At 68.0% G+C, this 25,095-nt stretch carries 25 protein-coding genes and 2 pseudogenes; 11 read left to right on the forward strand and 16 right to left on the reverse strand.

Features of this window, described 5'->3' with window-relative positions:
* From KCH87_RS50165 to KCH87_RS27915, 7 genes are all read left to right on the forward strand, one after another.
* Window positions 1-1,459, forward strand: a 1,459-nt coding sequence (locus KCH87_RS50165) for a thioesterase domain-containing protein (protein ID WP_210589039.1), incomplete at its 5' end; no start/stop codon positions are given.
* 76 nt (window positions 1,460-1,535) lie between these two features.
* The gene (locus KCH87_RS27890) at window positions 1,536-2,819 is read left to right on the forward strand and encodes an MFS transporter (RefSeq protein WP_210589040.1); all 1,284 of its coding nucleotides are present in this window, start codon (window positions 1,536-1,538) and stop codon (window positions 2,817-2,819) included.
* 53 nt (window positions 2,820-2,872) lie between these two features.
* Window positions 2,873-4,198 carry a PLP-dependent aminotransferase family protein gene (locus KCH87_RS27895; RefSeq protein ID WP_374199043.1) on the forward strand — a complete coding sequence of 442 codons (1,326 nt, stop codon included), beginning with the start codon at window positions 2,873-2,875 and terminating at the stop codon, window positions 4,196-4,198.
* A gap of 29 nt (window positions 4,199-4,227) precedes the next feature.
* The gene (locus tag KCH87_RS27900; protein WP_210589042.1) at window positions 4,228-5,469 is read left to right on the forward strand and encodes a cytochrome P450; all 1,242 of its coding nucleotides are present in this window, start codon (window positions 4,228-4,230) and stop codon (window positions 5,467-5,469) included.
* A 215-nt stretch (window positions 5,470-5,684) separates the two neighbouring features.
* On the forward strand, window positions 5,685-5,963 hold the full coding sequence (locus KCH87_RS27905; protein ID WP_210589043.1) for a polyprenyl synthetase: 279 nt from the start codon (window positions 5,685-5,687) through the stop codon (window positions 5,961-5,963).
* Window positions 5,953-7,008 carry a polyprenyl synthetase family protein gene (locus KCH87_RS27910; protein WP_210589044.1) on the forward strand — a complete coding sequence of 352 codons (1,056 nt, stop codon included), beginning with the start codon at window positions 5,953-5,955 and terminating at the stop codon, window positions 7,006-7,008. Before KCH87_RS27905 ends, KCH87_RS27910 begins: the two co-directional genes overlap by 11 nt.
* A 91-nt stretch (window positions 7,009-7,099) precedes the next feature.
* Window positions 7,100-8,257, forward strand: coding sequence for an oxygenase MpaB family protein (locus KCH87_RS27915; RefSeq protein ID WP_210589045.1), 1,158 nt, complete (start codon window positions 7,100-7,102; stop codon window positions 8,255-8,257).
* A 265-nt stretch (window positions 8,258-8,522) separates the two neighbouring features.
* Here the strand turns inward: KCH87_RS27915 and KCH87_RS27920 are convergent, their stop codons facing one another.
* The 13 genes and pseudogenes from KCH87_RS27920 to KCH87_RS50170 all read right to left on the reverse strand — a co-directional run bounded on the left by KCH87_RS27920 (window position 8,523) and on the right by KCH87_RS50170 (window position 20,064).
* Window positions 8,523-9,437: a LysR substrate-binding domain-containing protein gene (locus KCH87_RS27920; RefSeq protein ID WP_210589046.1), complete on the reverse strand. Its 915-nt coding sequence runs from the start codon at window positions 9,435-9,437 to the stop codon at window positions 8,523-8,525.
* A gap of 350 nt (window positions 9,438-9,787) precedes the next feature.
* Entirely contained in the window at window positions 9,788-10,465 is a 678-nt protein-coding gene (locus KCH87_RS27925; RefSeq protein ID WP_210589047.1) for a 4-carboxy-4-hydroxy-2-oxoadipate aldolase/oxaloacetate decarboxylase, read from the reverse strand.
* A 14-nt stretch (window positions 10,466-10,479) separates the two neighbouring features.
* The gene (locus KCH87_RS27930) at window positions 10,480-11,523 is read right to left on the reverse strand and encodes a D-isomer specific 2-hydroxyacid dehydrogenase family protein (RefSeq protein WP_210589048.1); all 1,044 of its coding nucleotides are present in this window, start codon (window positions 11,521-11,523) and stop codon (window positions 10,480-10,482) included.
* Between the two features lie 210 nt (window positions 11,524-11,733).
* A complete protein-coding gene (locus KCH87_RS27935) occupies window positions 11,734-12,546 on the reverse strand; it encodes an aldo/keto reductase (protein ID WP_210589049.1) in 813 nt (270 codons plus the stop codon).
* Between the two features lie 46 nt (window positions 12,547-12,592).
* Entirely contained in the window at window positions 12,593-13,636 is a 1,044-nt protein-coding gene (locus KCH87_RS49315; protein WP_210589050.1) for a M24 family metallopeptidase, read from the reverse strand.
* Between the two features lie 44 nt (window positions 13,637-13,680).
* Window positions 13,681-15,006: an MFS transporter gene (locus KCH87_RS27945; RefSeq protein WP_308298934.1), complete on the reverse strand. Its 1,326-nt coding sequence runs from the start codon at window positions 15,004-15,006 to the stop codon at window positions 13,681-13,683.
* A gap of 210 nt (window positions 15,007-15,216) precedes the next feature.
* Window positions 15,217-16,446 (reverse strand): aminotransferase class I/II-fold pyridoxal phosphate-dependent enzyme, encoded by a 1,230-nt coding sequence (locus KCH87_RS27950; RefSeq protein ID WP_210589051.1) that lies wholly within the window; start codon window positions 16,444-16,446, stop codon window positions 15,217-15,219.
* Between the two features lie 118 nt (window positions 16,447-16,564).
* Window positions 16,565-17,536, reverse strand: a complete 972-nt coding sequence (locus tag KCH87_RS27955) for a biotin-dependent carboxyltransferase family protein (protein WP_247196940.1) — start codon at window positions 17,534-17,536, stop codon at window positions 16,565-16,567.
* The gene (locus KCH87_RS49320) at window positions 17,529-18,299 is read right to left on the reverse strand and encodes an allophanate hydrolase subunit 1 (RefSeq protein WP_247196941.1); all 771 of its coding nucleotides are present in this window, start codon (window positions 18,297-18,299) and stop codon (window positions 17,529-17,531) included. The genes KCH87_RS27955 and KCH87_RS49320 overlap by 8 nt, the downstream gene beginning before the upstream one ends.
* Window positions 18,296-19,075 (reverse strand): LamB/YcsF family protein, encoded by a 780-nt coding sequence (locus KCH87_RS27960; protein ID WP_210589052.1) that lies wholly within the window; start codon window positions 19,073-19,075, stop codon window positions 18,296-18,298. The genes KCH87_RS49320 and KCH87_RS27960 overlap by 4 nt, the downstream gene beginning before the upstream one ends.
* Before the next feature lie 392 nt (window positions 19,076-19,467).
* Complete coding sequence (locus tag KCH87_RS49325) at window positions 19,468-19,641, reverse strand: hypothetical protein (RefSeq protein ID WP_247196942.1); 174 nt, start codon at window positions 19,639-19,641, stop codon at window positions 19,468-19,470.
* A 68-nt stretch (window positions 19,642-19,709) separates the two neighbouring features.
* Window positions 19,710-19,898, reverse strand: a pseudogene (locus tag KCH87_RS50800) (Clp protease N-terminal domain-containing protein); the annotation flags it as partial.
* Window positions 19,899-19,935: 37 nt separating this feature from the next.
* Window positions 19,936-20,064 carry a hypothetical protein gene (locus KCH87_RS50170; protein ID WP_282613003.1) on the reverse strand — a complete coding sequence of 43 codons (129 nt, stop codon included), beginning with the start codon at window positions 20,062-20,064 and terminating at the stop codon, window positions 19,936-19,938.
* Window positions 20,065-20,467: 403 nt separating this feature from the next.
* Here KCH87_RS50170 and KCH87_RS27970 point away from each other — a divergent pair, with 403 nt between their 5' ends.
* The 4 genes from KCH87_RS27970 to KCH87_RS27980 all read left to right on the forward strand — a co-directional run bounded on the left by KCH87_RS27970 (window position 20,468) and on the right by KCH87_RS27980 (window position 23,112).
* Window positions 20,468-20,860, forward strand: a complete 393-nt coding sequence (locus KCH87_RS27970) for a hypothetical protein (protein WP_210589054.1) — start codon at window positions 20,468-20,470, stop codon at window positions 20,858-20,860.
* A gap of 5 nt (window positions 20,861-20,865) precedes the next feature.
* Window positions 20,866-21,534 carry a nucleotidyl transferase AbiEii/AbiGii toxin family protein gene (locus tag KCH87_RS27975; RefSeq protein WP_210589055.1) on the forward strand — a complete coding sequence of 223 codons (669 nt, stop codon included), beginning with the start codon at window positions 20,866-20,868 and terminating at the stop codon, window positions 21,532-21,534.
* A 241-nt stretch (window positions 21,535-21,775) separates the two neighbouring features.
* A complete protein-coding gene (locus tag KCH87_RS49330) occupies window positions 21,776-21,946 on the forward strand; it encodes a hypothetical protein (protein WP_247196943.1) in 171 nt (56 codons plus the stop codon).
* Between the two features lie 107 nt (window positions 21,947-22,053).
* The gene (locus KCH87_RS27980; protein ID WP_247196944.1) at window positions 22,054-23,112 is read left to right on the forward strand and encodes a hypothetical protein; all 1,059 of its coding nucleotides are present in this window, start codon (window positions 22,054-22,056) and stop codon (window positions 23,110-23,112) included.
* 48 nt (window positions 23,113-23,160) lie between these two features.
* Here the strand turns inward: KCH87_RS27980 and KCH87_RS27985 are convergent, their stop codons facing one another.
* From KCH87_RS27985 to KCH87_RS27995, 3 genes and pseudogenes are all read right to left on the reverse strand, one after another.
* Window positions 23,161-23,754: a tyrosine-type recombinase/integrase gene (locus KCH87_RS27985; protein WP_374199049.1), complete on the reverse strand. Its 594-nt coding sequence runs from the start codon at window positions 23,752-23,754 to the stop codon at window positions 23,161-23,163.
* Window positions 23,755-23,911: 157 nt separating this feature from the next.
* On the reverse strand, window positions 23,912-24,199 hold the full coding sequence (locus KCH87_RS27990) for a hypothetical protein (protein WP_210589056.1): 288 nt from the start codon (window positions 24,197-24,199) through the stop codon (window positions 23,912-23,914).
* Between the two features lie 487 nt (window positions 24,200-24,686).
* Window positions 24,687-24,974 (reverse strand): annotated as a pseudogene (locus KCH87_RS27995) (transposase); the annotation flags it as partial.
* Window positions 24,975-25,095 lie beyond the last annotated feature (121 nt).

Here is a 25,095-nt window from a genome sequence, read left to right on the forward strand (position 1 = left end):
CCTGACGGCGGAGCGGTTCGTGGCCGATCCCTTCGGTCCTGCCGGCAGCCGCATGTACCGCACCGGTGACCTGGCCCGCTGGTCCGGCGAGGGCCTGCTGGAGTTCGTCGGCCGGGCCGACGACCAGGTCAAGATCCGCGGCTTCCGCATCGAACTCGGCGAGATCGAAGCCGTACTGAGCCGCTTCCCTGGGCTGTCCCAGGTCGCGGTCATAGCCCGCGAGGACCAGCCCGGCGACAAACGCCTGGTGGGCTATGTGGTCGCCGAGCCGGGCCGCAGCGACGGGCCGAATGTCGAGACCCTGCGTGCGCATGCGGCGGGTCTGCTGCCGGAATACATGGTGCCCTCGGCGTTCGTGGTCCTCGACCAGCTCCCGCTGACCACCAACGGCAAGATCGACCAGCGGGCCCTGCCCGCCCCCGACTTGCCGACGACGGCCGGAGCCGGACGCGGTCCGCGGACCCCACGCGAGGAAATCCTGTGCGGCCTGTTCGCCGAGATACTCGCCGTGCCCGCAGTCGGCATCGACGACAACTTCTTCGAACTCGGCGGGCATTCGCTCCTCGCCACCCGCCTGGCCAGCCGCATCCGATCGACCCTGGGCATCGAGCTGCCAGTACGCGCCCTCTTCGAAACCCCCACCATCGCCACCCTTGTCCAGCAGTTGGACGGGACGCCGGGGAGCTCTTCCGGGGACTCGTTGGGGGTCGTGCTCCCCCTGCGCACCGAAGGGGATCTCGACCCGCTGTTCTGTATCCATCCGGCGATCGGGCTCAGTTGGGCGTACTCCGGCCTCTTGCGCCATTTGGACCGTCAGCAGCCTCTTTACGGCCTCCAGGCCCGTAAGTTCAGCCAGCCGGACGCCGCGGCACCCGGGCTGGAGGAGATGGTCGAGGACTACCTGAACGAGATCCGAACCGTTCAGCCTTCCGGTCCGTACGCCCTCATGGGCTGGTCCTTCGGGGGCATCGTGGCTCACGCCGTCGCGGTCCGCCTACAGGAGGAAGGCGAGGAAGTCGCTCTGCTCGCCATGATGGACAGTTACCTGCCCACTGACGGCTGGGAGAGTGAGCGGTTGTCGTACGACAGCCCGCAGGTACTGAGTGCCATCGCCGAGTCCATCGGACATGACCCGGCATCGCCTGAAAGCCCTCTCGCTGGGCTTGGCGTGGCCGAGTTCTCGGCTCTGGTCAAAGTCTTCGTGGATATCGCCAACTTGAGCGATCACATCAGTGTCGGCAAGTTCATGGGCGACATACTGTTCTTTGCCGCGGCTGCCGACAAGGCGGGCAGTGAACTCACCCCCGCTGTCTGGTCTCCGCATACGAACGGACGCGTTGAAGTACACGCCATCGACTGCGCGCACGGGGCTATGACTCAGCCCCACCCACTGTCCGAAATAGGACAGATATTGGCTGCAAGGTTGGCCGGTAGCGCGGGAAAACAGGGCAAAGCCTGAGCTCTTCCCTCCCCCCGTCCGGGGTGCTCTCTCTGTCTCACCGCAGCTATCCAGAAATCAATTCTCAGGAGAACCGTTGACAGTCACCAGCAAAGAGAAGGCGACCCAGCCGCAATTGGGCCACAACTTCAACAAGGTGTGGGTGGCCATGATCGCCTCGTCATTGGGCGATGGCGTTCAGCTGGCCGCACTGCCCCTGCTGGCAGTCCAACTGACCAGTGATCCACTGCTCATTGGTGCGGTCGGCGCCGTCGCAACTTTGCCATGGATCCTGCTCGGTCTGCCGGCCGGAGCGCTGGTGGACCGGTGGGACCGGAGAAGGGTGATGCTGCGTGCGGACCTCGTCCGGTTCACCATCCTCGCCGTGCTCACGGCTGCCGTACTGACCGATCATGCAAGTATCTTCCTGCTGATCGTGGCGGGATTCGCTCTGGGCTGCGCAGATATCTTCTTCGACATCTCCGCACAGGCCGTCATGCCGGTGATCGTCTCGGGGGATCAGGCGCTCATTCGGGCCAACGGCCGGATCTCCGCGGCTCAGATCAATGGCGAACAGCTCGCAGGCCCCCCGCTCGGCGGTGTGCTCTTCTCCCTGTCACATTCTCTGCCGTTTCTGGGGAACGCGTTCTCCTTCTTGATCAGCGCCTTTTTCGTCGGTTCCCTGAAGGGCGACTTCGCGAACGCGCCTGCCGCCGAGCCCACCCGCAGAAGCCTTCGTGCCGAGGTCGCGGAAGGACTGCGCTGGCTGCTGAAGCATCGAGTACTACGAGCGCTGGCCGCCACCGCTGCCATCGGCAATCTCGTCTTCACCGCCAAAATGGCGCTGCTGGTCCTGCTGGCCAAGGACCAACTCGGCCTCGGTGAGATCGGCTACGGCCTGCTGCTGAGCTCGACCGCGGTCGGTGCCTTCGTCGGCAGTTTCGTTTCCTCTTCGATCTCCAAGAAGATCCAAGTGGGCAGCATGCGTTACATCGGCATGACCGTCGAAGGACTGGCGGTCGTCGGACTCGGCCTGACCGGAAACCCCTGGGTTGCCGGCGGAATGATGGCCATCATCGGATTCTCGATGAGTGTCAATATCGTCATCGTCGGAGCAATGCGGCAGCGTCTCGCACCGGCGGAAATTCGCGGACGAGTGCTCTCTGCCAGCCGGTTGATCTCGCTCATGGGTGCACCCTTCGGAGCTGTTCTCGGAGGCTACCTCGCGAGCGAGATCAGTCTGCGGGCGCCGTTCATCATGGGCGGCCTCTTGATGGTCCTGGTGGCCCTGGTCAGCCTGCCCGCGCTGAGCAACCGCTCCATTCGAGAAGCGACAGAAGAAGCTTCCGCTACGACATCGAACCAGGGCGCGTCGAAGTAGTCGCGGAATCGCTGTTCCTCCTAGGCAAGCGAGGTTGCATGAACGACAGTGGAGTGGCACTCCTGGCCGCCGACCTGAGCACGGATCGACTGCATGCAGCGCTCCGGGATCCGGCGCTCGCCTCCATGAACTTCTTGAACGAGGTGGCCAGCCGCTTCCCGGAGGCCATTTCGCTCGCTGCCGGCCGGCCCACTGAGGATTTCTTCGACATCGACGATCTTCCTCGATATCTACAGATCTTCTGCGACTACCTGGCGGCCGAGGTGGGTGCCGACGCACAACTCGTACGCCGCACCCTCTTCCAGTACGGTCGGACCAAGGGCATCATTCACGAGCTGCTCGCCCGGAATCTCGCCTGTGACGAGGGCATCGACGTCGACCCGGAGTCGATCGTCGTCACGGTCGGCTGCCAGGAGGCGATGTTCCTGGCGCTCCGGGCACTTCGCATGGACGAGCGTGACGTCGTGCTGACGGTTTCGCCGGGCTACGTCGGACTGGCCGGTGCCGCGAGGCTGGTGGACATGCCCCTCTGGCCGGTGCGGGAGAACGAGGACGGCGTTGACCTCGGCCACTTGGTCGAGCAGATCGAGGCGGTGCACGCCGCGGGGAAGCGGCCGCGGGCCTTCTACCTCGTCCCGGACTTCGCCAACCCCTCCGGCGCGAGCCTCGACCTGGAGGCCAGACACACATTGCTCGCCATCGCGGCGGAGCACGATCTGCTGATCCTCGAGGACAATCCGTATGGTTTGTTCCAGGCCGAAGACAGTCAGCGCCTGCCCACGCTGAAGGCCCTCGACACTTCGCGGCGGGTCATCTATCTCGGCTCGCTCGCCAAGACCTGCTTTCCCGGAGCCAGGGTCGGCTTTGTGGTCGCGGATCAGCGCGTGGCTGGTGCGGATGGAGGCTCCACGCTGTTCGCGGACGAGTTGTCCAAGATCAAAAGTATGCTCACCGTCAACACCTCGCCCCTGGCCCAGGCCATTGCGGGAGGCAAGCTGCTGGAGCATGACTGCAGTCTGGTCAAGGCGAACACCAGAGAAGTACAGCTCTACAGCCGAAATCTGCGGCTGTTGCTGGAGGGGATGGGACGACGGTTCCCCCGGGGCGAAAATCACCAGGTCTCATGGAATACGCCCGGCGGCGGGTTTTTCGTGGTAGTCACCGTTCCGTTCATTGCCGACGACACCGCACTGGAATATGGGGCCAGTAAGTACGGCGTCCTGTGGACACCCATGAGCCATTTCTACGACGGCCGTGGCGGCGAGAATCAGCTACGACTGTCGGTGAGCGTGGTGTCGCCGGATGAGATTGAAGCGGGACTGGATCGACTGGCGATGCTGATCGCCGATCTTTCGGGCAAGGAAATATCTACGCAGTAGTCACCAATTCCGAAGGCCAGGAGATTTCCATGCCGAACAAAGGCATATTCGCCGACGATCTCAATAGCGTGGACCTCACGGACCCGTACACCTTCCTGCATACTGACATGGAAGATTTCTGGCGGCGCGTTCGGGCCGAGCAGCCCGTATATCTGCACCCGGCCACGGAACGCGGGTCCGAATTTTGGGTGGTATCCCGCCACTCGGACGTGATGGCGGTTCTTCAGGACCCCGAGCGATTCAGCTCGCAGCCCGGGAACATGATGTCTTCGCTGCACAAGCCCGGAGGGGATCCGGCGGCCGGCAAGATCCTGGCGCTCACCGATGCGCCGCGCCACAATGCCATGCGGTCGATCCTGCTGAAGGCGTTCAGTCCCCGGATCCGCCAAGGGGTGACGGACAAACTTCAGCAGCGGGTCGACCATGTCCTCGGCCCCGCCGTCGGCACCGGGACCTTCGACTTCGCCAAGGAGGTCGCGGAAGCGGTTCCCATGGGGACGATCTGCGATCTGCTGGGCTTTCCGTCGACGGATCACAAGTACGTGCTCGACCTGAGCCGGGACACGGTCAGCGCGGACGACGAGGGACAGACCGAGGAGGACGTCTGGCTCTCTCGCAACGAACTCCTCATCTATTGCCAGGAGATCATCGAGGCCCGTCGCGAAGACCCGCAGGACGACTTGATCAGCGCGATGGCCACCTGCCGGATCAACGGTGAGCCGATGACCGATGACGAAGTGGTCGTCAACTGCTACGGGTTCATCCTCGCGGGAGATCACACCAGTCGCCTGGCCATGGTCGGCGCCCTGCTCGCCTTCTCCCAGCACCCCGATCAGTGGCTGGCGTTGAAGGAGGACCGCGTTTCGATAGCCAGCGCGGTCGAGGAGATCGTGCGCTGGACGACGCCGGCGATGCACATCGGTCGTACCGCAACGGCCGAAGTCAGCATCGGCGGCCAGACGATCCGCGAAGGTGACCACGTCATCCTCTGGAACACTTCCGCGAACCGCGACGAAAACGTCTTCTCGGACCCGCAGAGTTTTGACCTGGCAAGGACTCCCAACAAGCACCTGGGCTTCGGATTCGGGCCCCACTTCTGCTTCGGGTCATACCTCGGGCGAGCCGAAATCACTGCCGTACTGAAGACCCTCATCAGCAGGGTGGACCGGATCGAGCTCATGGGTGACCCCAAGGCGCTCTACTCGACGTTCCTCCGCGGATACAGCAGCCTACCGGTCTCCCTCATTCCCAACCGATCCGCTGCGGAATAGGGGCGGGTGACTGCGAGACGCCGGCCGCGGTCATCTTCGTAGCCACTTCCGGCTGCACCTGGCGACAACCACCGCCGGTCTCCGGTCCCGCACGGGCGAGCGGTGGGATCACTCGATCGTGAGTTCTTCCGGTGTCGCACCCGATGGGACGCGATCCTCGGAAGGACGGTGTGCGCACAGGGCTGCCTGGGTGTACGACGGATGAGGGGGATGGCGTGACGCAAGAAGCGGGACGGTGCGGAGGCTTAGACAGCCAGGCGCTGCTGCTGGCTGCCGGGCTGGCCGATCTGGCGGTGAGCACGGTGGGTTCGGCCCTGGGGACGGTGCGAGGGCTGCTGCGCCGGTCGGACGCCGCGGAGTTGGCGGCGGAGGCTGAGCACGAGCTCGTGGCACGTGGGCGTCTGGTGCTGGCCCGGTATACGGCTGTGCCCCCGGCCCACTTGGAGATCCTCGCCCAGCGCGCCCTGGCTCGGAAGGCCACCGGTGGCGTATGACCGGTGGGAGCCGACCGCGTTCAAGGCCCGCGTGGACGAGGTGCTGCGTCGGTTCGTCGCCGGGGAGGCCGCTGAGTTCGCGGCGGTCGATCCGATGCTCGGCGCCGTGGCCGACATGCTGGAGGCGGCGGTCGCGGACGGCAAACGGCTGCGGGCGGCGTTCTGCTACTGGGGCTGGCGTGCGGTGGGCCAACCGGACAGCGACGCGCTGGTGCGGGCGGCGGCCTCCATGGAGTTGGTGCACGCCGCAGCGGTCGTGCACGACGACCTCATCGACGACAGTCCGCTGCGGCATGGGCGACCCACAACCCACGTCGCCCTGCGCGGGGCCGTAGGGGCTCGTCCGGACGCCGATGCCGCCGCGCGGTCGTTGGCGATGCTGGTGGGAGACCTGCTGATGGCGCTGGCCGGGCAGTTGTTCGCCACCAGCGGTCTGCCCGCCGCGTATCTCGTCCGGGCCCGCCCGTTGTGGGCCGTGATGGCCCGTGAGCTGATCGCGGGTGAGTGTCTGGAGATCCTGCGTACCGGAGTCGGTCCGGACACCGAGATGTCGCTGAAGGTGATCCGGTACAAGACCGCCAAGTACACCGTCGAACAGCCCCTGTTGATCGGTGGTGCGCTGGCCGGCGCGGGCGCGCGGCTGCGCGAGGGCTATTCCGCGTACGGGCTGCCGCTGGGCGAGGCGTTCCAGCTCCGGGACGACCTGCTCGGGCTGTTCGGAGACCCCGAGCACACCGGCAAGGCCAATGCCGATGATGTGCGCGGCCGACGGCCCACTGCGCTGCTGGCAGAGACATGGCGTCTCGCCGACGACGCGGAGCGGGAGCTGCTGCACTCGCTGCTGGGCCGAGACGACCTGGACGGGGATGGGCTGGACGCGGTGCGCGAGGTGATGCGCCGGCTGAGAGCACCCGACCGGATCGAGGACATGATCAGGGCACGGGTCGAGGAGGCTCTCGGTGCCCTCCACGAACTGGATCTACCGGCGCACGCCGTCACCGGACTGACCGCGCTGGCGCATTCCGCGGCCGTACGCCTGTCCTGACCGCTCGCATCCGGCGCGAGCCCGTGCCCTGCCGGGCAGGCGCCTCTCCCGTCTGTCGTGGACGCCCCCGAGGAAGATGAGGAACCCCGCCATGACCTACACCGACGCATCGCTGGACGCCCTGCGGCAGGCCGGGGACGAACTCGCCGATGCGACAGTCACCGAGCTCTTCGAACGCGGGGAGGTGGGCAAGTTCAACACCCTGATGCGCTACGTCTCCACCGCCGGCGCGCCCCTGCCGGACGGTCTGCCCGACGTCGCGCGTGAGTACCTCGAAGCCACCCGCACCCCGCCGGCCTGGGTGGACTGGGCCGAGATGGAGAAGGCCCGGCTCTTCTTCATCGACAACAACGTGCACATCTCCACCGCGCTGTCCTTCGCCTCCATGCCCGCCTGCTACCTCGTCCCGCACGTGGCGAAGCTGCTGTCGGCCACCCACGGGTTGAAGTACCCGTCCAAACGGATGGCGGAGACCGGCCAGTTCACCGTGTACCTGATGCAGCCCGACGCCTTCGAGGCCGGTAGCCGGTTCATCCCCGCCGCCCAGAAGGTCCGCCTCCTGCACGCCTCCATCCGCCACCACCTCACCCGCGAGAACCACTGGGACACGGCAGCCCACGGAACGCCGATCTGCCAGGAGGACATGATCGGCGGGCAGATGTTCTTCTCCCTGCTCGTCCTGGACAGCCTGCACCGCCTCGGCATCCACATGTCGACCGAGGGCGCGGAAGCGTACTACTACGCGTGGCGCGTCGTCGGCGCCATGCTGGGCGTCGACCAGGACGCCGTCCCCCGAACTCTCGCCGAGGCCCGCGGGTTCCTCGACCTGTACATGGTCCGGCACATGGGGCCCTCCGAGGAGGGCGCCCAGCTGACCCGGCAGCTGATCGACCTCTACGAGGAGGTAGTGCCCGGCACCTTCTTCGACCCCATCGTCTCCGCCCTGATCCGCCACCTCATCGGCGACACCTGCGCCGACTGGCTCCACGTGCCCCGTACATCGTGGGACACCGTCGTCAAGGCCGTGCCCCACCTCCTCGGCGTCCTGGAGACCGTCGAGGACCGCTCCCCGCTCGGCGCCTGGGCCTTGGACCGCCTCGGCCACCTCACCACGGTCCTCGAGTTGTCCTCCCTCACCCGTGGACGCGTCATGCACTACGCGATCCCCGAAACCCTCAAGAAGGACTACGGCATCCCCAGCGCGGTGCCCCGCACCCACCGGTGGATCCCGCCGGCCACCACCGTCTGACGCCCCGGCACGCCCAGAGACCACGACTCTTGAGATCCCACGCCTGTGGAGGCCCATCAACCCACGCCGCCGTGTGACCTGGGCAAGCCGAAGCCGCGTCAGCGCATGGGCCAGCCGCGTGACGGACATGCCGGAGCTGCACGCACGGCTCCTGGCTGGCAAGTTCAGGCGCTGGAAACCGCCCCGCTGTCCGCCCGCTTCACCGTGTCCGACCCGATCACCAGGCAGGACAGCGAGGTCGCCATTCGCAAGGAGATTTCGAGCGTCATGGGCCGGCGACCGACTGGTCCAGTATCAGCGTGCGCAAAAGATCCGCCACCAACGCGGCGGCGTGCGAGAGCGACTGCGTCTCGGGGGTGCACAAGGACATCGAGGTACGCAACCGCGCGTCGGCGAAGCGGTAGACGCGCACCTCGCCGGAGCCGAAGTTGGCCCTGGCGGCCGTGAGCGGCAGCACCGTGGCACCGAGCCCGTTCACCACGGCGTCCCGCAGCACCTTGTCCGGCTCGACCTCGGCGACCACCGAGCAGTGCAGTCCCGCGGTGTGGAAGGCGGCCTCGGTGATGCGCCGGACGGTGTGCAGTTCGCTCGGCATGATGAAGCCCAGGCGACTCGCCTCTCTGAGGGTGATGGTGTCGCCGCCGCTCGTGACGGGCGGCGTCCTGGCGCTGGTGATCAGATGGAACTCCTCCTCCAGGACGTGCTGGAAGACGACCCCTTTCACATAACCGGGGTCGTAGATGAGCGCCATGTCCACCTGGCCGAGCAGCACGGCCTGGCTCATCACCACCGTCAGGTTCTGGATCAGTTGCAGCTGTATGTTCGGGTACCGCTCGCGCACGGCCCGCAGCAGCGGTACGGCCAGGCCCGGCGCCATGCTGTACGAGGCCAGGCCGACTGTCACCAGACCGGCCGGGGTGTCGCTTTCGGTGCGCAGGTCGATCCGCGCGGCCTTCTCGAGGCGGAGGATGCCCTGCGCGTAGCGGTAGAGGGAGCGCCCGGGCGCCGTGACCTCCACGCCGCGGCCGGTGCGTTCGAGCAGGCGGGTCTTGAAGTCATGCTCCAACGCCGAGATGTGCTGGCTGAGCGCCGATTGCGTGATGTGCAGCGACTCCGCGGCCCGGGTGATGTTGCCGATGTCGACCACCCTGACGAAGTAACCGAGTCTGCGGGTGTCCATCGCGCTCCTCCTCGGAGTTGTCGTCTGGGAGTCGCGCTCGCGTCGAGCGTGACCGGGACGGCTGCCGCGAAGGACTCGGCGCTCTTCTCCCGGGTGGGCGGTTCTCGCCGTGCTCAGCCGCTTCCGACGTGGCAGGTCACGGCGTCGGGACCATCGCCGACATGCAGGCCGCGGGCCGGAAGGCCGCTGTGGGAGCCGACACCCGCCGGTGTCGGAGAGTGGAACCGCATGTCCGAAAGTACGCGGGCAAACGTACCCCTTGATGGTCACCAGCGGAATGGGAGTGCACCTCGGACACGTACACCGGACGCGCCGGACGGATCATCGAGGTCGGGCGACAGCGGGTTCCCTCATTCCTCGACGACCAGACCCTTGGCCTTCAGTTTCTCGGTGAGCCCGTGCACCTCGATCAACGGCCTGTCACCACGGCGGTGCTCCTCCCGGATCCCCACCTCGTGATCCTCGCGCCGCCGGCACAGGCAGACGACTTCCTCGGCCTCCAGCGGGTCGACCACGACGATGCCGTCGGCGTCGCCGCGCAGGATGTCGCCGGGCCGGACGACCTGTCCGCCGATGGAGATCGGGCGGTTCACCAGGCCGATGGTCTCCTTGACCGTTCCCTCGATGCATATCGAACCGGAGAAGACAGGGAAACCCAGCTTCCGCAGGTCCGCGCTGTCGCGCACCCCGGAGTCGGTGACGAACGCGGCCAGCCCCTTGCTCTGACAGGCGGTGGCGAGGACGTCGCCGAAGGAACCTGCCTGCTCGAACTCCGAGCCGGCGACGATCACAACGTCACCGGGCTCGGCGTACGAGACCGCGACCTGGACCATGAGGTTGTCGCCCGCTTGCGCCTCGACCGTGAAGGCCGGTCCACAGAACGACATGGCGGGGTCCACGGGCTTCAGCCGGTGCGCCAACGCGCCCTTGCGGCCCTGCGCCTCGTGGATGGTCGCAGCGGAGAATCGGCCGAGCGCGGCGACCACCTCGGCGGACGGGCGGTCGATCTTGGTGCGTACGTGGATCATGGCAAGGTTTCCTTTCATCGGGCCGGCTCATCCTTGTCATCACGATCTGGACGCGTATCGGGCCATGTGCCGGGCGGGAATGGTGCGTTGACCGTCTCGTGGGGCTGTTCGCCACGGCTCACCGCGATGAGCGACGCCATCACGCTCGCCGAGACCGCGGCGGTGTACCGGTCCGTCCAGCACAGGGAGTGCGGGGCAAGGACGACGTTGTCCATGGCGATCAGCGGGCTGTCCGTCTTCAGCGGCTCCTCGGTGAACACGTCCAGGCCCGCGCCGGCCAGCCGACCGTCCGACAGCCGCGCGGTCAGCGCCTCCTCGTCGACCACCACACCGCGCGAGACGTTGACCAGCCGGGCGGTCGGCCGCATGTGCGAGAGTTCGCGCTCCCCGATGAGGTGCCGTGTACCGGAATTCGCCGCGACGGCGACGACCACGTAGTCGCTCTGCGCCAACACCTCGTCCAGCGGGAGGAGTTCGATGCCGATGTCCGCCGCCTCCCGGCCGCGGTCGCTGCGGTTGTACCCCAGCACGCGCAGCCCCTGCGCACGTACCCGGCGCGCGGTCTCAAGGCCGATGCCGCCGAGCCCGACGATGCCCACCGTCGCGCCGGTCAGCCCGGAGCCACGCCACGCCGCGCGCTCCGCCCACCGGCCCTCCCGCACCAGCCGGTCCTTGACGACCAAGTGGTGCGACAGGGCGTACAGCAGGGCGACCACGGAGTCGGCCACCGGCCGCCGTACCGCGTCGGGAGCGTTGGTCACCAGCACACCGCGCCGGGCGCAGGCGTCGGTGTCCACGGCATCGAAGCCGGCGCCGAACCGCGCGACGTGCCGCAGCCGTCCCGATGCCGGTATCGACTCCGCCGAGACCCGCTCGTGCCCCAGTACGAGAACCGCGTCCGCCCCTTGCAGTTGGTCGGCCCGTAGCTCCTCGACCTCCTCGTCGAGTACGCGCCACGCCAGCCCGGCGTCGGTCAGCCGGGAGAGCCCGATGTCACCGAAGACAGTGCTCCCGTCCGGCTGGGCATAACCTCGCGTGATCGCGACCTGATAAACCACTTCGGCCTCTCTCGGAAATCGGTGAGCTGCTTTCCGCAGCGTAGTTCCGCGAGTCCGCCCGTAGGAGACGTGAAGGGAATCAGCATGACGGAATCACAATTACCGATGACAGGTCGAAGAGGGGTACGAGCAGGTAATACACGCGAGTCGGTGGTATTCACATGCCGGGCCGGCCGGATTTCCGGTATTCACGGGTTCCGGTGTGTGCGGCTATTGCACCGCCGACACGGTCGAGAGGCCGTCGATCGCCGCTGTGTCCGCCGGGGACAGCGTGACGTCGACCGCGGACAGGTTCCTCTCCATGCGTTCGCGGTGCGCGGACTTCACGGTCACCGCGACCTCGTGGTGCAGGTTCCACGCCAGGACGATGTCACGCGCCGAACGGCCGTGCCGCCGCGCGATGTTCACGAGCACCGGGTGGTCCAGATCGGTACTGCGCAGCGGACTGTGCGCGCTGAGCACCACGCCGCGCCGGCGCATCGCCTCGGCGAAGTCGGGGTCGTGGTCGCCCGGCCCCCACTGCACCTGGTTGACGGCCGGGTACACCCCCGTCTCCTGGTGCAGCGCGTCGATGAGCTCGACCGAGTAGTTGCTCACACCGATGGCCCGTACCAGGCCCTCGTCGCGGGCGCGGACGAACTCGCGCCAACTGGTGACGCCCGGGTATCCCCCGGGCGGCCAGTGGATCAGCCACAGGTCGAGGTAGTCGCAGCCCAGCGCCGCAAGGCTCCGCTCCAGCGTGAGCCGTTCCCTGCCGACCTGGTCGGGCGGCATCTTGGTGGTCACGAACAGGTCGGACCGGGGCAGGTCGGTGGCCGCGAGGGCCGCTCCGACGGCGGCCTCGTTGCGGTAGCGGGTGGCGGTGTCGACGAGCCGGTAGCCGACCGAGAACGCGGTCAGCACGGCCTCGGTGGCCTGGTCGCCACGCATCGGATGGGTGCCGAATCCGATGAGCGGCATGGCGCGGCCGCCCGCGTCGGCCGTGGGTACCCGGCCCGCTCCGGATGGGAGGGTCGTTTCCATGGCGGTTCTCCTCACACGGTTCATACGGCCGTGGCAGGTCAGTAGGTCAGTACAGTTCGACGAGCCGCAGCGGCGTCCGCGCCTGCGGGTCGGCGCCCGAGGCGGTCACCACGACGGTCTCCGCGAGTTCTATCGAGCCCCGGCCGGGTGCCACGACCTCGGTCCGCACGCCGAGCACCATGCCGGGCTCGGCGATCACCGTGCTGTCGGGCGCCAGCGGCAGCGACGCCCCGCCACCGCGCAGCGCGACGATCCAGCAGGCCGCCATGTGCTCGCCGGTCTCGCGGTCGAACGCGGCGTAGCCCTCGCGGAGCGGGGCGCCCGGTCGCAGCGCTGCCAGCAGTGCGGCGGTCGCGGCGGCGCCCGTGTCGCCGGCGGCGCGCAGCGGGCCGTCGGCCTTGCTGAGTACGGCGGTCGCCGCGGCGTACCCCGCGACCCCCTCCAGCAGCGGGTGCAGGACGTAGCGGAGCGGGGACGTGGCGGTCAGCCGAGCGGTGCCGGGGTCGTGGCCGCGGACGGTCACCAGATCCGAGCCGGCCGCCGCGTTCGCACCGATCTCGCCGATCTGGTCGTACCACCCCAACAGGCCACCGGCCCGGCGGATCGAGCGATCCACGTTGCCCGACAGCTCCCGTACGTCCATGCCGACGCGCAGGTGGTCCATGACCGCCGTGTAGCCGACAGCGGCAAGGCCGGCGGCGGCGGTGAACGCGGGAAGCTCCTCGGGCTCGCAGCAAGCGAGTTCGGCGAAGACCATGTCGGCCGCAGGCCGCAACCGCACGCCCGCGTCGTTCACCCGCCCGAACACTTCCCCCGGCAGATCGGCGTCCACGCCCACCACCCCGTCCGCGACGCCGGCCGCACGCAGCGCGGCGGTGATCGCAGCGGAGAGGTCACCGGCCGCGCTCACCACCGTGCCGTCGGTGGTGAGCAGGACGACGGTCCCGTCGGCGAGGCCGGGCGCCGAGCCCAGGGCGTACCGGCGCCCGCCGGGCGAGGTCAGCAACAGGGCCGTGAAGCCTGCCTTGTCCAGTTGTCCGCGGAGCCCGTCGAGTCCGGCTCCGGCCTGGCACGTGGCCGCTGTCGCCACGGGACCACCGTCCTTTCGAAAGCGTGACTGGGTGTGCGGTTGGTTCAGCGCTTGAGTGGTTCGAAGGCCGTCTCGCGGATGCGCAGCGCGGTGAACCCGGCGACGGCGGAGGTGAGGACGAGGTAGATCGCCGGTATCCAGGTGCTGCCGGTCGAGACGATGAGCGCCGAGATGAGCAGTGGGGCGGCGCCGCCGAAGATCGCGGTGCCGAGGTTGTAGCCGACGCCGTACGCCACGCTCCGCACGCGGGTCGGGAACAGTTCCGCGAGCGTCACCTGCATCACGCCGTTGGTGCCGGCGAAACACACGGACATGATCACCGCGCCGGCCACCGCCGTGGCGAAGGAACCCAGCGTCAGCAGCCAGTAGCAGGGGAAGCCGATGACGACCATGGTGAACGCCGAGATGCTGAGCAGCTTCTTGCGGCCCACCCGGTCCGACAGCCGTCCGGCGTAAAGCACCGCGAACATGCCGACGGCCAGCATGATGGCCGTGACGAGCAGGCCCTCCAGGGCGGAGAAGTGCATCTCGTCCTTCATGTACGTCGGCATGTAGATGAAGAGGACGAAGTAACCGGAGCTGTTGAGCAGCGGCAGCACGATGGCCACTCCCATCGCACGCCGAATCTCCGGGGAGGTGAACGCCTCCTTCAGCGGGCTGCCGGCCACCTCGCCCTTCGCCTCGGCCTCGGCGAACTCCGGGGACTCGTCGGCCAGTCGCCGGACGAGCAGGCCCACCACGCCCAGCGGGAGGGCGAGGAGGAACGGCAGCCGCCAGCCCCACGCCTCCATGGACGAGGTGCTGAGCACCGCGGTGAGCAGCGCGGCGAAGAGGGTGCCGAGCAGCATCGCGACGAACGTGGCGGCGTTGGCGTAGCTGACCACCCGGCCCCGGCGCCCGTCCCCGGCGTGTTCGGCGAGGAACGAGTTGCCGTTGCCGGGCTCACCGCCCATCGCGAAGCCCTGGACGAAACGCAGCAGTACCAGGCCGATCGGTGCCCAGACCCCTGCCGAGCCGTAGCTCGGCAGGAAGCCGACCAGGGCGGTGGACAGGCTCATCATGGTGATGAGTATCAGCAGCACCCGTTTGCGGCCTATCCGGTCGCCCCATGACCCGGCGACCGCGGCGCCCACCGGGCGGAAGAAGAACGGGATGGCGAAGGCCAGGAAGGTCAGCATGACGCTCGTGGTGGGAGCGTCGCTGGGGAAGAACACCACCGCGAGGGTCCCCGCCACGAATCCGTAGACGGCGTTGTCGTACAACTCGACGAAGACACCGACGAGACCACCGGCGATGGACGCCTTCGTCGCCCTCGTGGTGGCCGGGGGCGTCTGCGTATGCGTCGGAACCACAGAGACCGTGCTTTTCACGGGCACTACCTTTCACAACAGGAGTCGTCACGCTGGTCGCGTCTTCACGGTGTGGCTGGTCACCGGTATGAGGAATGTTGGCCCGTCTTTATTTCCTCGGTATTTCCGGTGGGTATATCCAGCCGCAAGCTCAGCGCAGTTCCTGATGCCGCCATTACGGAAACTTATTCCTGTCGGCCCGGCAGGTCATGGCGTAGCGGAAAGGGTATTTCAGCGACGCAGCAGAGATACCGAATGCGCGAGCCCCGCGACGGCTTCCCGAATGGCGTCGGACGACAATGCGAAGCTGGCCCGGAAATGACCCGGGCAGCCGTAGGAGTCCCCCGTGATCACCACCACGCCGGAGGTTTCCAGGAAGTGCTCCGAGAGATCCGTGTCGGATGCCAGCGTCGACCCCGAGGGGGTCACGGCCCCCATCAGCGCGGAGGAGTCGGTCCACACGTAGAAGCCTCCCTCGGGGGCCGTCGGACGCAACCCGTCGATCGCGTCGAGGCCGGACACGAGCAGGTCCCGTCGCCCGGCGTAGATGCGCACCGTGCGGTCGATGAACTCCCGGCCGCCGTCCAGCGCGGCGACGGCCGCCGCCTGGCTCACCGACGACGGGCACGACGAACTCTGCGACTGGAGCGTGCCGATCGCCCCGCACAGCCGGGCCGAGCCGGCCGCGTAGCCGATCCGCCACCCGGTCATGGCGTACGCCTTGGACACGCCGTTGACGAGAAAGATCCGTTCCCGAAGGTCGGGAGCGACGGTCACGGCGCTGGGCACCGGCCGTGCGCCGAAGTTGATCTCGTCGTAGATCTCGTCGCAGAGGATCGACACGTGCGGGTGTGCGCGGAGGACGTCGGCGAGCCCGCGCAGTTCCTCCTCGCTGTAGACGGCGCCGGTCGGATTGTTGGGCGTGTTCAGTACGACCCATTTCGTCCGGTCGGTGATGGCCTCGCGCAGCCGGCCCGGCGTGAGCTTGTGCCCGTCCGCGGCCGTGGTGGCGACGACCACGGGGCGCCCTCCGTTCACCGTGACCATGTCCGGGTAGGACACCCAGTACGGTGCCGGGACGATCACCTCGTCACCCTCGTTCAGCGTCGCCACGAACGCCAGGAAGATGAGCTGCTTGGCGCCGCCGCCCACGCAGATTTCGTCGGTGGCGTAGGACTGCCCGGTCTTCCGCAGCAGACGAGAGGTGATCGCCCGCTGCAACGCGGGCGTGCCGTTCGCCGAGGTGTATTTCGTCTCGCCCGCGCGGATCGCCGCGATCGCCGCTTCCTTCACATGGTCCGGCGTATCGAAATCGGGCTCGCCGATCGTGAGCGGGAGGACCTTGCGGCCCGCCGCCTGAAATGCGCGCACCCGGTCCGCGACCCGGGAACTCGGCGACTCCCTGACGCGCGACATCCGCTCGGCCGGCACGGGCGCCCGAAGCGTTTCGGAAAGGGGCATCCCATTTCTCCTTCGGTGGTACGAAAGGTCGTTGTACGAAAGGTCGTTGTACGAAAGGTCGTTGTACGAGAGGTCGTTGTACGAGAGGTCGTTGTGCCAGGGGCCGTGACGCGAGGGGTCAGAGAAGTGCCGCGAAGGCGGTACGCGCGCGCAGCGCCACCCGGTCCAGAAGCCGCCGCCGCTCCAGATAGGCGGAGGTGGCGACGGCAGCGGTCGTCCGCCGGAAGCGGATCTCCTGCCCGGGTCTGAGCTGCGCCGCGTTGTCCAGGGCGCAGGAGGTGAGCACCGCGAGCACCGGGTATCCCGCGGTGATCCCACGGCCGCGCATCAGAACGAGCAGCTCGTCGCCCGTCGGGGCCTCGATCGCCCCGATCGGCACACCGCGCGACAGCACCTCCCCCGCGGCCGAACGCTGCGGCACGTGCCCGGCCACGCGCAGCCCGACGTGGTTGATGCGTGGGGTGACCAGGTACGGGGAGTCGTACAACCGCTTGAGCCCCGGGCCGAATTCGGCGGCGTCGGGCCCGTCGATCACGTCCAGGACCGCGGAGGTACGACCGACGTCGCGGGGGATGCCGAAGTCGAACACGGTGGCGCCGAAGCGCCGGTTGACCAGCGGTGGGTGGGAGCGGAACAGGGACAGGGAGGTTCCGGACGTGACGTGCGTTCCGAACCCGATCATCGAGTCCGGTGCGCAGCTTCCCATCAGCCGGGGAACGTCGAACGACCCGTGCACGGCGACGTAGGCGCGCAACCCCGCGTCCGAGATGCCGACCCGCACCGTCTCGCCCGCGCGCACCGACAGTGGTGCCCAGGCCGGGTACGCCCGACCGTCGACGGTGGGTTCGGCGGGCGCGCCGGTGACGGAGATGAGGACGTCGTGGCTGGGACGGAAGGTGACACCGAAGCCGGTGGCCTCGATGAGCGGGTCCGTGGGCGCGTTGCCGACCAGGGCGTTCGCGGCGCGGGCGGCGAACTGGTCGAGCGCGCCGTTGACCGCAAGGCCGCGCGAAGGGCCCGGGACACGGCCCAGGTCGGTGACCACGCATGCCGTCGCGGACTCGACGTACAGGTCAGGGCGGTCAGCCATCGTGGCGGTAACGCATCGGTGTGCCGAGCAGGTCGATGTAGGTGGCCTCGTCGATCGGCAGGAACCGCACCCTGTCCCCCGGCCGGTAGAGGACGACGGTGTCGGCGTCGGTCCCGGAATCTGCGTCGGTCCCGGTATCTACGTCGGTCCGCAGAATGTCCAGCGGGGTCCGTCCTATCTGGCGCCAGCCGCTCGGTGCGGCGACTGGGCCGATGACCGACTGCCGGCCCGCGACGGAGACCGCGCCGGGGGGCACCCTCAGCCGGGGGGTCGCCAGCCGGGGAATCGGGACTTCGAAGTCGGGTCCGTCCATCATGGCTGACGCGGCCGGGCCGCCCAGGCAGCGGATGAGGTGTTCCTTGGCGCACACGAGGTCGATGACCTTCGGCACCGGCTTGCCGACCACATCGGCGACCCACTCCAGGTCGGGGCCCGCCTCGCCACCGAACAGCACCGGCACATCGATGACACCGCCGCCGGTCTCCTCACCCTCACCGGCCGTGGTGTCCCAGGCGCGGATGTGCGACGCGATCACCTCACCCGTTGTGCAGTAGGGGTCGAATTCCACGAGCACCGCGTCGTAGGTCGGGACGGCCGTCACCGTGGGGTGGATCAGACCTTGGTTGAGCCATCCCGCGAGCCGGTGCACGGCCGTCCACACGCGGTCGGTGTCGGTGCCGTCGACGGTGACGCGCACAGCGGAGTCTCCGCACGGCGAGATGGCGACCGCGGTCGCTGTCCCCGTGTCCCTCGTGTCCCTCATGCGACCTGCGCACCCAGCACCTCGTGCAGCGGCGCCAACCGCACACCGGCGTCCTGCAGTTCGCCACGGATGCGCGTCGCGAGCTGAAGTGCCGCGGGACCGTCGCCGTGCAGTTGCACGCAGTCCGTCCGCACCGGCAGGTCCGTTCCGTTCCGGCTGGTGATCACCCCTTCGGTCACCATCCGGACGGTCCGGCGGGTGACCTCCTCCGGATCGTGCAGCACGGCTCCGGGCTCGGACCGCGACACGAGCGTGCCGTCGTCCTCGTAGGCGCGGTCGGCGATGCCCACCATGGCCATCCGCAGTCCGCGTTCGCGCGCCACGGCAGCCATCTCACCCTCCTGCATCAGGATCACCAGGGACGGGTCGAACGCCTCGACCGCGTCGGCGACGGCCTCGGCGTAGTCCCGCCGGGTGACCACCAGGTTGCCGAGGCGTCCGTGCGGTGCAAGGTGCCCGATACGGGTGCCGTGCGCGCGAGTGAAGGCGGACAGCGCCCCGACCTGGTACAGCACGTCGGTGCGCACCTCGTCGGGGGCCAGGTCCATCGCCCGGCGTCCGAAGCCCACCAGATCGGGGAAGCTCGGGTGCGCGCCGACGCCGACACCGCGCTCCACACAGGCGCGTACGGTCGCGTCCATCACCCGTGGGTCCCCCGCGTGGAATCCGCATGCGACGTTCGCGGACGTCAGCAAGTTCAACAGCTCGGCGTCGTTGCCCATGGTGTAGGCCCCGAAACTCTCTCCGAGATCGGCGACCAGATCGACGACAGGCACAGCGAGGCTCCTTTCCTGCCGGAACGGGACGGCGTCGAACCACGTCCGGCGCTCGTGTCGGCGGCCCCGGTGAGGGATCGCGTCCAGGTCAGACGCTAGATCCGGCAGGGGCGGGGAAGAAGGTCACATCACAAAGACCCATGGCCGCATAGCCGTTCTTGATGGGTCAGACGGGTCCGCGCGAACGGCTGCGCGGCGCGCCAGGACGCACGAGACCCCGGTCCTGGATCTCGACGGCGGAGCCGACCTTTCGCTCAGGGGGCGGGCGCGGGTCCGTGAACGCGCGGGTGTCTGCCCGGGGCGTGCACCGCTGTCGCTGCCTGCTCCCTGAACAAGGGCAGGCCACCTGATGCGGCTGCTGGAGGGCGAGTTCAGGTGCTGCCCTGAGTAGGTCAGGGTTCCCTGACTGCTGCGGCCACCGTCGCTCGTAGGTCGGCCGTGTTCACCCCTATGCCCTCGAGCAGCGTGGTGGCGCGTTCGTCATGGTCAAGGATGAGCGCGAGCATGTGAGCAGAGGTGAAGGGCTTCTTGGTGAGGCTTTGCGAGAGGTGGAGGATCTTCTCCATCGAAGGCGACCAGGGCAGTTCCCGGGCGCGGGTGATGCTCCTGGGGCGTCCGGGGTGTCCAGTGCTGTGTGGACCGTCTCGTAGTTGGCGCCCGCGGAGTCCAGGAGTTGACGGGCAGGGCTCTCGTGGTGGGCGATGCTCAGAAGTACGTGGGTGGCCGATACGGTCGCGTGGCCCAACGACCGTGCCTCGGCAACGGATTTGGCGATGTCTCGCACAGAGTGCTCGGTCATTGACTCGGGCATGGAGGTCAGCATTCGCCAGAAGCGCCTCGGCGTCCACCGGATGCGTGCATCACGCGGTGAGGTCGTACTCCTGCCTGCTGGGTGTGGGGTAGAGGCGTTCGTGCTCGCGCGCGGTGTGGAAGCGCCAGTAGGGGGCGAGGTCACCCCGCTCCTCCAGCAGACCGATCACCGAGGGCATCCCTGGACCTCCACCACCGCGACGACACGACGCCCCCTGCCTGCCACGGAACCCACGACGCCATGCCTGACCAGCGGAAAGTCATTGGGCGTCAAGACCGCAGGTCAGGACGGCTTGGCGACCGGTTCAAGGATGGCAACCCTCTGCACATGATGCGTCATCGGAAAGATGTCAGCCTGAACGAGTCACGGGAAAGGCAAGGTCAGGACCTGTTTCTCGGCTCGCTGCCCCGCGTGCGGGCGCCCAGAGCGTCAAACGAGCGTCACGGCCGACTGCCCGTCCCTCCTCTTCGGGGGAACAGGCTGCCACGACCAGCTCCCTTCCACGAGCCGCTCCCACTCAGTCCGGACGCAGGCTCGCACATCATGGCCCTGACCGCTTCTCCGGCCGCCATAATGGAGTCATGCCTTCCAGCCCACAGCACCCCGCACCCACGCCGAGCGACCTCTCGGGCGCGGTCGCCGAGGACCTCGCGCTGTACCGGGAGAAGTTCCGGCGGCGTTTGCCGGAGTCGCTGGACGAGTTGCACGGCCCGACCCAGGGGATCGTGGAGCTGCCACTGCACATGGCCTGGTCGGGGATGACCTCGTACGACATGAGCAAGCCCCGCCAGCGCATGGGCCTGTACCGCACCGTCCTGCACGAGGGCCTGCGCAACGACCTGCCCCGCTACCTCAACCAGGACCTGCTCCTCCAGCTGTGGCCGGTGCTGCGCACACTCGTCGGTCGCACCGTGCGCGCCGTATGGGAAGACGCCTTTCCCCAACTCGCCTCCCGCACGCGGGCAGCCGCGTGACGGACATGCCGGAGCTGCATACGCGGCTCCTGGCGGATGTGATCGCGCTCGGCTCGCCGTATCCCCTGGTCCTCACCGGCGGATATGCCGTGCGGGCGCACCGCCTCGTGAACCGCCCCAGCCAGGACCTCGATGTCGCCACCGAGAACCCGGCGCCCATGGCCGACATCGCCGCCACGCTCCGCGCCGGCCTGGAAGCCCGCGGCTGGAAGGTGCACGCGCTGGAGACCGCACCGCTGTCCGCCCGCTTCACCGTGACCGACCAGGCCACCGGGCAGGAGTGCGAAGTCGACATCCTCAAGGAGATCTTCTGGCGGCCGGTCGCCCAGAGCCCGTACGGACCCGTCCTCGCGGAGGAGGACGTGATCGGGACCAAGGTCCGCGCCCTCGCCGACCGCGGAGCGCCCCGCGACCTGATCGACGTGTTCGCAGCCTCCCGCCGCTGGACCAATGCCGAACTCGAGGAGTTCGGCCGCCGCCACGCCCGTGGCCGCTTCGAGCGCGAGGACCTGCAGGCTAACCTCACGGGCGCCGAGTGGACCGACGACGAAGCCTTCGCCGCCTATGGAATCGATGACGCCACCATCACCGCGCTTCGCGCTTGGGCTGTGGCGTGGGCCGATGACCTCGCGACCCGGCTCCTGGAAGAGGCCGATGATCCGGACATCGACTGATCACGCCCGAACCCTCACACGGCTCTAGCCACCCAGACGGGCTACGAAACGCGGCAACACCCAGCCTCTGCCGCCTATCGTGACGCTCCTCCCTGCACTGAGCCGAGCGGAGTCCTGGCCCGTGAAGTGCGCATTGTCGGAGAAGCAAGCCGCGATGCTGCGAGAGATCGCGGCTGCTTCTGAGGCCGTGGTTCTCCCGCCAAAGGCCATCCATACGGCTGCGGCGCTTGAGAAGCGCGGATTGATCAAGAGAACGTGGCGCAGCAGCGGGCCACCCGTCACGGTCGTCACGGCGGACGGCCGCTACTACCTCAAGTACGGCAAGCACCCTCGCGGAGTACAGGCAGCAAAGGAACGGCTGGAAGAAGACGCCGACGAAGCTGCCCGTGCCCCGCCGACGGAGTCGAGCTGATCTCCCTGCTGCGCTCCGCCTCGGAGAAGATCACGGTCCCCGATCCCGCTCCTCAGACGAGGGGGCGGTGGCGGGCTGCCTACTACGACGCGCTGCACCACGGTCACGTGCCGGAGGGGCACCAGCTGCGCTGGTCCGGACGGCAGCGAGGCGACTGCGTCTTCGCGCTGGTCGACGAGGAAGCCGAGAAGGCGGCCCAGTCTCCACCGGTGCCAGCCGTCGACGTGCCCGAGAGCGTGGGCCGCCCTCACCGTCTGGTCCGCGCGACGCGCAAGGCGCTCGGCAGGTCCCGGACCGTGGTCGACACCCGGGGCAAGCCCGAGGTCATCCCCCTGTACCTGTCACGTCCGCTGGTCGACCGAGCTCTGCGGATCATGCACTCTCTCCTGACCGAAGCCGAGAACCGTGGCCATGCCGTGGAGAGCCGGACCGATCTCGACCACGGGGATGCGGTGCACACGGTCGCCATCGTCATCCACGGCCGGGCCTTCCCCCTCGCCCTCACGGAACGGACGACCAAGGTCCCGCACGAGCCGACTGCCCAGGAGATCCGCCGACAGCAGCGCGGTCCCTGGACGCGGCCACCCACGGACGACGAGAAGTTCGACAGGCGTCTGGCGATCGGCGCACCGGTCAGAAGCCGGTATGAGCATGCGTTCTCGTACAGCGATGGCGCCCGATGGACCCTGGAGTCCCGGCTGGGGCGCCTGCTGCAGAAGCTCGAGCACCTGGCGGCAGAAGCCGAGCGCCAACAGCGGGAGCGGGAGAAGGAGCTCCGCGAAGCCGAGCAGCGGCACCGCTGGTACGCAGCCATTGCGCAGGCACGCGAACAACAGGTCGAGCGGCACCGGGCGAAGGTCCTGACCGAGCAAGTGAGGGCGTGGCAGCAGGCTCTGGAGATCCGCTCCTTCTGCCACGCTGCCCGGGCACGAGTCGGCGACGCACCGATTCCGGCGGACGAGGTCGAATGGCTGGAGTGGGCCGAAGGCTACGCGGCGCGGACCGACCCGCTTTGCTCGACACTGCGAACTCCGCCGGATCCCCCAGCCAATCGTGAGGCGCTGCACGAACTACTGAAGGGCAACCCGCACACATACCCTTGGCCGTTCGACGCCCAGGATCACTGGATCCTTCCTGAGACAGATCCAGCCGACCAGCACCTGTGACCCGCAAACGACTCCGCCCCGTCCGTTGAGGACAGGGCGGAGGAACGTTCATGCGGCTACGGTCAGCGGAACGTCGAGACGTTCCCAGGCTCCGAGGACGGCCTTGTGGGCGTCCGGTTGCAGGTGGGCGTAGCGCTGGGTGGTCTGGAAGCTCTCGTGGCCTAGGAGGTGCTGGACCTCGTAGAGGGAGACTCCCTTCTGGACCAGCCACGAGGCACAGGTGTGGCGCATGGAGTGCGGCGGGTAGTGCGGGACGAGCTGCTGCTCGCCGTCGGAGTCGAAGTAGTGGGCACCTTCAACGGTGGGCCACCAGGTCTGCCGACGCCAGTTGCTGTCGGCTAGGAGGCGTCCGGCACGGCCCTTGGTGATGGTGGTGAAGACCACGGCGTCCCGGTCGAGCCGGTGGATATGGCGTTCGAGTGCCTCCAGGACGTGGGGCGGGAAGGGGACCTCCCGGCGGCTCTTGGAGCTCTTCGGGTACTCCTTGATACCGCTCTTGGTGTTGACCTCCACCACGAACAGGCGCGAGCGACGTGCGTCGATGCGGTGGCGATGCAGGCCGGAGAGTTCTCCCCAGCGCAGTCCGGTGTAGAAGCCGAGCAGGCACATTGTCCGCCACGCGGCGGGGAGTTCATCCAGGATCCGGCGTGGGGAACGACGCCTTGAGCGGCGGCCTCAACCTCGTGAGCGGCATCCAATTCAAGTTCCTTGAAGCGCAGTCGCGGATGATTGAGATCGCCGCGGCAGCCAGCGGCCCGGCATACGGCCCGGGCCGCCCGCGTCTCAGCCGTAGAGTCGGTCATAGCTGCCCTCCATACTTCCGCTGTGACGGCGGCGTCGGGACCTGATGGGTTCGCGTGTCGGGCGCTTCGTCGGCTGGGTGGATGATCTGGTCGGGGACGGTCCAGTGGGCGATCGGGGAACGGGTGTAGCGGGCGGAGTGCGTGGTCCACTCGATCAGGCCCGCATTGAAGTCGTTCAGGGCCGTCAGGTAGGCGCGTATGTGCGGTTGGCGGCCGAGGGACGTCCGCAGGAGTTGGCTCTGGGTGTTGTCGTAGGCGTCCATGACCTGCTCGAACAGGCACAAGGCATCGGGGAGGGCATCAGCAGGGGTGCACCGGTGCTCGGCGGCGAGGACGGCAAGGAGGTTTTCCGTCTCCCCGTCGGCAAGTTCCCGGGGACAGAGAGGATGTCCTGTACGAGGATGGTGCGGTCTACGTCCAATGAATACGCCGCATACCTGCTGCCCTGCGTCTTCCCTATCGCTCGTGGGCCTCACCAGCGCACAGGTGCACGGGCGGCAATCCCAGACCATGCGCACTCGCACCGTCGTAAACCACAGCAGTGGCTCCAGACCACGAGCGCGTCCAAAGGCTTTGACGTGACGCTTTCTAACGTCTTGTCGACCGCCTCCGGCGTCATATCCGAAACGGGCGCGGGCGGGCACAGCAGTGGATTACGCAAGGCGAGTCGAACATCTGCCCGGTTTTACCGCGGACCCGACGGTGCCAGTCGGATCCCGCGAGAGCCGGTCCTGATCCGGGCCAGCCCACGCGGACGTCGTCCCCCGGTCAATCGGTCGGATTCGGCCCCTTAGCAGCCCCCTTTGAGGCCCCGGACGCTGACGGAGTCGATTGCGCACCGCGACCAGTCCAGCTCGCTGGCGGGCCCGAGCTCATCGAAGGTGACACTGTGCAGGCTAGCCCGGACGGGGTCCTTGGACCACTGCCGGTAGACGGCGGGCCAGGCCAGCCCGAACACCGGCGGCAACTGCCGCCAGGAGCCGCCGGAGGTGGCTACGAAGATGATCGCTGCAGGCACTCGCGGTCTTCGACTCTACGTCGCCCACTGCCCTGCGGGCGTGCGACCACCATCTCCGGGGCACCACCTGTCACCGGGCTGGACATCACTGTGCGCAATGCCAGCCCGGCAAGCTGCATAAAGGAGCAGGCCGCCGAGCAGGTGTGCGCCTGTTTGCGCTGT

This window comes from Streptomyces sp. GESEQ-35 (assembly GCF_017948485.1).
GTDB lineage: Bacteria > Actinomycetota > Actinomycetes > Streptomycetales > Streptomycetaceae > Streptomyces.

What these genes read in the sequence shown, in the direction of transcription:
- KCH87_RS27950 (WP_210589051.1), bottom strand. Translation starts at nt 16,446, where the DNA reads ATGCCCCTTTCCGAAACGCTTCGGGCGCCCGTGCCGGCCGAGCGGATG.
- KCH87_RS50170 (WP_282613003.1), bottom strand. Translation starts at nt 20,064, where the DNA reads ATGCCCTCGGTGATCGGTCTGCTGGAGGAGCGGGGTGACCTCGCCCCC.
- KCH87_RS27915 (WP_210589045.1), top strand. Translation starts at nt 7,100, where the DNA reads ATGACCTACACCGACGCATCGCTGGACGCCCTGCGGCAGGCCGGGGAC.
- KCH87_RS27925 (WP_210589047.1), bottom strand. Translation starts at nt 10,465, where the DNA reads ATGATCCACGTACGCACCAAGATCGACCGCCCGTCCGCCGAGGTGGTC.
- KCH87_RS27955 (WP_247196940.1), bottom strand. Translation starts at nt 17,536, where the DNA reads ATGGCTGACCGCCCTGACCTGTACGTCGAGTCCGCGACGGCATGCGTG.
- KCH87_RS49325 (WP_247196942.1), bottom strand. Translation starts at nt 19,641, where the DNA reads ATGGAGAAGATCCTCCACCTCTCGCAAAGCCTCACCAAGAAGCCCTTC.
- KCH87_RS49320 (WP_247196941.1), bottom strand. Translation starts at nt 18,299, where the DNA reads ATGAGGGACACGAGGGACACGGGGACAGCGACCGCGGTCGCCATCTCG.
- KCH87_RS27970 (WP_210589054.1), top strand. Translation starts at nt 20,468, where the DNA reads ATGCCTTCCAGCCCACAGCACCCCGCACCCACGCCGAGCGACCTCTCG.
- KCH87_RS27975 (WP_210589055.1), top strand. Translation starts at nt 20,866, where the DNA reads ATGCCGGAGCTGCATACGCGGCTCCTGGCGGATGTGATCGCGCTCGGC.
- KCH87_RS27920 (WP_210589046.1), bottom strand. Translation starts at nt 9,437, where the DNA reads ATGGACACCCGCAGACTCGGTTACTTCGTCAGGGTGGTCGACATCGGC.
- KCH87_RS27935 (WP_210589049.1), bottom strand. Translation starts at nt 12,546, where the DNA reads ATGGAAACGACCCTCCCATCCGGAGCGGGCCGGGTACCCACGGCCGAC.
- KCH87_RS27900 (WP_210589042.1), top strand. Translation starts at nt 4,228, where the DNA reads ATGCCGAACAAAGGCATATTCGCCGACGATCTCAATAGCGTGGACCTC.